This window comes from Pseudomonas sp. CM27, from assembly GCF_013179515.1.
GTDB lineage: Bacteria > Pseudomonadota > Gammaproteobacteria > Pseudomonadales > Pseudomonadaceae > Aquipseudomonas.
On record NZ_JABMCN010000056.1, the window covers coordinates 1 to 6,528 of the forward strand.

A 6,528-nucleotide genomic window follows, 5' to 3' on the forward strand; every position below is an offset into this window, starting at 1 on the left:
CTGCAGGGCGCCCGCGAACGTGGCTATGCCTGGGTCGAACAGACCTCGGCCATCGGCACCTCGGCCTTGGCCGCCGTGGTACGCCGCCCGCAAAGTGACGAGGTCATCGGCGTGCTGAGCATCGCCGGGCCCAGTGCGCGCCTGGCGCCAGGCCGCCTGGCAGAGCTGGCGCCGCTGTTGCTGGCAGCCGCGCAAGAGCTTTCGGCGGCCAGCCTGGCCAGTGAGCTGTTTGCCTGATAACGCATTTCCGGTCGATTACCGCACAGTCTGCTCTACGGCTTCTTCTGAAAAGCTGAACTTGGTTCTAAATTGTCATATGTGAATTGTGGAACAGCGTTTCATAAATTTCTCGACAACAAAGACAAGAGGACAGGCTGTTGAACGCACCCCTTCGTATTGCCTTGATCGGCGCCGGCATCATGGGCCGCCAGCATTACCGGCACTTGCTCAATGTGCCGCAGGCCCAGCTCTGTGCGGTGGCCGATCCGGGCCCGCAGGCCGAGGCCTTCGCCGCCGAATGCGGCGTGCCCTGTTTTGCCGACCACCGCCAGATGCTGGAGCGCGTGCGCCCCGAGGCGGTGATCGTCGCCAACCCGAACAACCTGCATGTCGCCACCGCGCTGGATTGCGTCGAAGCCGGCGTACCGGTGCTGGTGGAAAAGCCTGTGGGTGTGCATCTGGATGAAGTCCGAGCCTTGGTAGAGGCGTCGCGTCGCCGGGCTGTGCCGGTGCTGGTGGGCCACCACCGCCGCCATAACCCGCTGATCGCCAAGGCGCACCAGGTGATCACCGACGGCAAACTGGGCCGGCTGATCAACGTCACCGCGCTGTGGCAGCTGCAAAAACCCGACAGCTACTTTGAAACCCCTTGGCGCCGCGAACCGGGGGCGGGTTTTTTGCTGACCAACCTGATCCATGACCTCGACCTGCTGCGCCACCTGTGCGGCGAGGTGGTACAGGTGCAGGCGTTCACCCGCAACGATGTACGCGGTTTTGCCAATGAAGACAGCGCCGCCGTGCTGCTGCAGTTTGCCAATGGTGCGTTGGGCAGCCTGACCGGCTCCGACGCGGTGGCCGCGCCCTGGAGTTGGGAGCTGGATTCGGGGGAGAGCCCGATATACCCACGCCAGGACGGCCAACCTTGCTACCTGCTGGCCGGCACCGAGGGTTCTCTGAGCATTCCCCAGCTCAAGCGCTGGCACTACGCCGAAGCCGGCGCGGGTTGGCACACGCCGTTGTTGCAAAGTGAGGAGCGCGTCCCTGCGGGCGAAGCCTTGACCTTGCAGTTGCAACACTTCGTGCGCGTGGCCCGTGGTGAACAGGCACCGCTGATCGATGCCGCCGATGGCGGCCGCACGCTGGCGCTGATCGAAGCAATTCGCCAGGCCGCGCAAAGCGGTCGGGCCTGCGCGCCTGAACACATTGCCTGACCCGACCTCCCTGTTTTCTGGTGACGATAAATGACTGATCGAATTTTCTCCCTGGCCGCCTTGACGGTGCTTGAGCTTTCCCCGCCTGACATGATCGAGGCGGCGGCCCGCGCCGGTTACAGCCATGTCGGCCTACGCCTGGTGCCGGCCACCGAACAGGAGCAGCACTTCCCGCTGGTCGCCGATGCCGACCTGCGCCGGCAGACCCAGGCGCGCCTGCGCGACACCGGCATCAAGGTGCTCGACCTGGAGATCCTGCGCCTGAAGCCGGAAACCTGTGTAGCCGATTTCGAGCCGATCCTGGCGGTGGGTGCCGAGCTGGGTGGCAGCGAATTGCTGGTGGCGGGCAACGACCCGGACGAAGCACGTTTGACTGAACGCTTTGCCGTGTTGTGCGACCTGGCGGCGGGTTACGGTATTCATCCGCACCTGGAGTTCATGCCCTGGACCGACGTGCCTGACTTGCGCCAGGCCATGCGGGTAGTGACCAACGCCGACCGAGCCAATGGCTGCGTGCTGGTGGATGCCTTCCACGTCAACCGTTCTCGCTCGTCGCTGGACGACCTGCTGCAGCTGGCGCCGCAGCGCATGCGCTATGCCCAGCTGTGCGACGTCGCCGGTCCGGTACCGGCCGACATGGACGAGATCCTGCGCCAGGCCCGCAACGAGCGGCGCTTCCCGGGCGAGGGCGATGCCGACCTGGTCGGCTTGCTCCGGGCATTGCCGGCCAGCGTGCCGCTGAGCCTGGAAATCCCTACGCGGCAGTTGCTGGAGCAGGGTATCAGCGGTGAGCAGCGTGCGCGCATGGCGCTGGAGAAGGCCATGGCGGTGTTGGCCTTGGTCTGAAAAGGTTGGGGGATGCGTGGGTCCTGGGGGCGCTACGACTTTGACAAATTGCATCGGGGCTGACAGGCACTGCACCGCTTGCGGCAAGCACCTGTCCGCCCCGAAGCGCTCCCTGCAGGATCCCCGGCGAAGAGGCCAGGCGACAAAGATGCGGGCGCTCTCAATTACCAGGCCATCGCCCGGTCCCACCCCTTCCAGAACAACCACCGCCGCACCTCGCCATGCGCCCCGGTGCCGATCTGCCAAGCCGGCCGCCCGCTGTCCAGCGCAATTACCGAAACAATCCCCGCATGGCTCGCCGCCACCAGCGTACGCCCGTCGGCGCTGACATCCATCGCACTGATGGTCGAACCCAGGTAATGCTGCCAATGCTCATTGCCATCTTCGCCAAATGCCCGCAGGTAGCCATAGGCATCGCCGACGATATACTCGCCGTCGCGCGCGACCCCGGCGTACACCCGTGCACCTTCCTGGATCAACGGGGTACGTGGGTCCTGGCTGTAGTAGTCGGTATCCAGCCCCGGCAGATCGGCCACTCTCACCGCCAGCGTGGCGCCACTGTAGAAGTGGCAGGCATTGAGGATGACCTGGTCGCCCGCACGGTTGAACAGCGCAAAGTGCGGGTACTCGCTGCAAGGGCCGATTGCGGCCAGTGGTTCGAGCCGGTCATTGAACACCAGGTGCCGGCTGCCTTGCTCACCGGTCACGATCAGCCGGCCATCCACCGAGATTGCCGCATGCTCCATGCTCAGCCCCAGGCTGATGTCTTCCGGTTCGGTGCCTTCGGCCAGTTCATCGAGTACCCGCGCCTGGTGTGGCAGCAGGCGGGTCGCACCCTGGCCGGCCAGCACGAAGATACCCTCGGCACTCACCAGCAGCACCCGCTGGCCATCGGGGAAGGGGATCAGCGCTGTTGGCGTGGGGGGCAAATCGAACGGCTCGAACGGGTAACCGGGCGGCAAGCCCTCCAGCCCCGTGGGCCAGGCCAGGCGCTGGACCTGCGGACCGCCCCAGCCATCGGTCACACGCACGCCCTCGGCATTGGCCAAAGCGAAATAGCGCCGAGCGGGGCAACGGCCGAAGTGGTCTGTGCCGATCACCGGGGTCACCCCGTGCTGGTCGATTCGCACCACCTGGCCTTTCTCATGCGGCATGCCGATGCGGGCCAGCAGGCTGCCGTCCTCCAGCAGCAGGACGTTGCCGATGCCTTGGCCGTGTTCATCGAGCAACGGCACCAGGGGGTGGTGCGCAGGGGGCCAGGCCTGGCGGAAGGCCTGGCGCTGTTGCGCGTCGACGCCAGGGCGGTTGGCTGCCTGCAGGGCCGCCTGCCAGGCATCCAGCAGGTGCCCGGTGGCCGGCGGCTGCGGCGCCTCGAGGTTGTCCCAGCCTTGCGCGCGGCCCTGCGCGACGTAGTCGTTGACGGCCTGGGCATAGGCGATGACCGCCTGCTGCCACTGCTGCTGGGGGTGCTGCTTGTCCATGAGTGGATCGGGCTCCTTGTTGCAAACGCGTTTCACACAAAGCGCTCATGGTACTCCTTCTGCCTGCCTTGCGGTTGTGAGGCCCCGGCTTGACGCGTACCATGCCGGCCATTCCTATCCATAACAAAGCGTACGTCGTCACCCCTGCAAGCGGGTGGTCGGCGTGCGACCTGTCGCCTTGTGCGGAGAAGCGGTTTCCACCATGAACGGACCCATACCCACCCACCTGCCGCCGACGGCGGGCAGCGGCAGCTGGCTGAGCGTGATCGCGCTGGCCTTGGCTGCCTTCATCTTCAACACCACCGAATTCGTCCCGGTGGCGTTGCTCAGCGACATCGGCCGTAGCTTCGACATGAGCACCGCCCAGGTGGGCCTGATGCTGACCATCTACGCCTGGGTGGTGGCGCTGGCCTCGCTGCCGATGATGCTGCTGACCCGCAATATCGAACGGCGCCGCCTGCTGCTTTTCGTGTTCCTGGTATTCATTGTCAGCCACCTGCTGTCGTGGCTATCGCAAAGCTTTGCCATGCTGCTGGTCAGCCGTATCGGCATTGCCCTGGCGCACGCGGTGTTCTGGGCCATCACCGCCTCGCTGGCGGTGCGTGTGGCGCCACCGGGCCAGCAGGCCAAGGCGTTGGGCCTGCTGGCCACCGGCACCACACTGGCCATGGTTCTGGGCATTCCGCTGGGCCGTGTGGTGGGCGAGGCCCTGGGCTGGCGCATCACCTTCCTGAGCATTGCCGGGGTGGCGCTGGTCACCATGCTGTGCCTGATGAAATCGCTGCCGCTGTTGCCCAGCCAGAATTCGGGCTCGCTGCGCAGCCTGCCGATCCTGTTCAAGCGCCCGGCGCTGGTCATTACCTATGTGCTGGTAACCCTGGTGATCACCGCGCAGTTCACCGCCTACAGCTATATCGAGCCGTTCGCCCTGCACGTGGCGCAGATCAGTGGCGAGCGCACCACGTTGTTGCTGCTGCTGTTTGGCGGTGCCGGGGTGTTCGGATCGGTGCTGTTCAGCCGCTACAGCGACCGCTTCCCCCAGGGTTTCCTGGTCGGCTCGATCGGCGTGCTCGCCGCGTGCCTGCTGTTGCTGTGGCCAATGTCGGGCAACTTCTACCTGTTCGCTGCGCTGAGCATGTTCTGGGGTGTGGCGATCCTGAGCTTCAGCCTGGCGTTGCAGGCCAAGACCCTGAAGCTGGCGTCCGACGCCACAGACGTGGCCATGGCGCTGTTCTCGGGCATCTACAACATCGGCATCGGCGGTGGAGCGTTGTTGGGCAGTATCGTCAGCAGCCAGACGGGCGTGGCGCAAATCGGCCTGGTGGGGGGAAGCGTGGCGGTGGTCGGGTTGCTGCTGGCCGTTGCCAGCATCCGCCGGTTTCGGGAGGCGGTAAGCAGCTGAACACCCCCCTCGCCAATCGATAGCCCTCAGCCCCTGTCAGCGCGGCTTGCGCAGCGCCGCATGCTGGGGGTTGAAGGTAACTACCGCCAGCAAGCTGAACAACACGGTCAACCCCAGGCACACCACCAGCGCCAGCAGGTTCAGCCGCTGATACAGGGCAAAACGCACCAGCTCCACGGCATGGGTAAAGGGGTTGAGCGCACACAGCCAGTACAGCCACTGGCTGGCCTCGCGCATTTTCCACAACGGGTACAACGCCGAAGACAGGAAAAACAGCGGGAAGATCACGAAATTCATCACCCCGGCAAAGTTCTCCAACTGGCGGATCGCGTTCGACAGCAACAACCCCAGGGCGCTGAGCATCAGGGCCACCAGCAACAACGCCGGCAGCGCCAGCAGCAACCCGCCAGCCGGTGGCTGCACGCCGTACAACCAGGCGATGGCGAGAAAGGCATACACCTGCAGCAGCGAAATCAGCGAGGTTGCCAGCAGCTTGCTGGCCAGCAGGAACGGTCGTGGCAGCGGACTGGTCAGCAGCACCCGCATGCTGCCCATTTCCCGGTCATATACCATCGACAACGAGCCCTGCATGCCGTTGAACAGCAGGATCATGCAGGCCAGCCCGGGGATGATGTACACCTCGTAGGGGATGTAGCTGTCATAGGGCTCGATGATCGCTATGCCCAGCGCCGCGCGAAAGCCGGCGGCGAACACCAGCAGCCACAGCAGCGGGCGCACCAGGGCGCTGAGCAAGCGCGTGCGCTGTAGCACGAACCGCAGGCATTCGCGTTGCAGGATGCCATTGAAACATTGCCAGTAAGCGTTCATCGGGCATGGGCTCCTGAGGGCGTGCTGGTCAAGCAAGCAAAGGCGTCATCGAGGTCGCCACCGTGCGCCAGGCTCAGGCTATCGGCCGTGCCGCTGGCCACCAGGCGCCCCTGATGCAGGATCAGCAAGTCATCGTGCGGTTGTACTTCGTCCAGCAAGTGGGTGGTCCACAACACGCTGAGGTCGTGTTCCCGGCACAGCTGCCGCAGGTGCTGGTTGAGCGCCAGCCGGCTGGCCGGGTCAAGGCCGACGCTGGCTTCGTCCAGCAACAGCAGGCGCGGTTCATGCAGCAGCGCACGGGCGATTTCCACCCGGCGCCGATGGCCGATGTTCAGCTCGCGAACGCGGTCCCGGCGGCGTTCACCCAGGCCCTGGCGGGCCAGTTCGGCGTCCACCCGCAGGCTGCTCTGACGCCGCGACAGGCCGTGCAGCGCCGCGTGGTAGCGCAGGTTCTGCTCGACGCTGAGGTCCAGGTCCAGGGTGCTTTGCTGAAACACCACCCCCAGCTGGCGCAAGGCCGCGCGTGGCTGGTCGCGCAGCG

The 6,528-nt window shown here is 65.4% G+C and carries 7 protein-coding genes; 4 read left to right on the top strand and 3 right to left on the bottom strand.

Going from position 1 to position 6,528, the window contains the following annotated elements:
- The 3 genes from HP547_RS09470 to HP547_RS09480 form a co-directional block, all read left to right on the top strand.
- On the top strand, positions 1 to 237 hold a 237-nt coding region (locus HP547_RS09470; RefSeq protein ID WP_218583472.1), incomplete at its 5' end, for an IclR family transcriptional regulator C-terminal domain-containing protein.
- A gap of 140 nt (positions 238 to 377) precedes the next feature.
- A complete protein-coding gene (locus HP547_RS09475; protein ID WP_172286149.1) occupies positions 378 to 1,430 on the top strand; it encodes a Gfo/Idh/MocA family protein in 1,053 nt (350 codons plus the stop codon).
- 30 nt (positions 1,431 to 1,460) lie between these two features.
- Positions 1,461 to 2,276: a sugar phosphate isomerase/epimerase gene (locus tag HP547_RS09480; RefSeq protein WP_172286150.1), complete on the top strand. Its 816-nt coding sequence runs from the start codon at positions 1,461 to 1,463 to the stop codon at positions 2,274 to 2,276.
- Between the two features lie 164 nt (positions 2,277 to 2,440).
- On the opposite strand, the gene HP547_RS09485 is transcribed toward HP547_RS09480, so the two are convergent.
- Positions 2,441 to 3,757 carry a hypothetical protein gene (locus HP547_RS09485; protein WP_172228701.1) on the bottom strand — a complete coding sequence of 439 codons (1,317 nt, stop codon included), beginning with the start codon at positions 3,755 to 3,757 and terminating at the stop codon, positions 2,441 to 2,443.
- Between the two features lie 202 nt (positions 3,758 to 3,959).
- Between HP547_RS09485 and HP547_RS09490 the strand changes: the two genes are divergently transcribed.
- Positions 3,960 to 5,159, top strand: a complete 1,200-nt coding sequence (locus HP547_RS09490) for a sugar transporter (RefSeq protein ID WP_172286151.1) — start codon at positions 3,960 to 3,962, stop codon at positions 5,157 to 5,159.
- 36 nt (positions 5,160 to 5,195) lie between these two features.
- Here HP547_RS09490 and HP547_RS09495 read toward each other — a convergent pair whose 3' ends face one another.
- Complete coding sequence (locus HP547_RS09495; protein ID WP_172228697.1) at positions 5,196 to 5,987, bottom strand: ABC transporter permease; 792 nt, start codon at positions 5,985 to 5,987, stop codon at positions 5,196 to 5,198.
- The coding region (locus HP547_RS09500; protein ID WP_172286152.1) for an ATP-binding cassette domain-containing protein at positions 5,984 to 6,528 on the bottom strand (545 nt) is incomplete at its 5' end. The genes HP547_RS09500 and HP547_RS09495, both read right to left, overlap by 4 nt.

Coding starts and splice junctions, on each gene's coding strand:
- HP547_RS09480 (WP_172286150.1), top strand. CDS start 1,461: ATGACTGATCGAATTTTCTCCCTGGCCGCCTTGACGGTGCTTGAGCTT.
- HP547_RS09485 (WP_172228701.1), bottom strand. CDS start 3,757: ATGGACAAGCAGCACCCCCAGCAGCAGTGGCAGCAGGCGGTCATCGCC.
- HP547_RS09490 (WP_172286151.1), top strand. CDS start 3,960: ATGAACGGACCCATACCCACCCACCTGCCGCCGACGGCGGGCAGCGGC.
- HP547_RS09495 (WP_172228697.1), bottom strand. CDS start 5,987: ATGAACGCTTACTGGCAATGTTTCAATGGCATCCTGCAACGCGAATGC.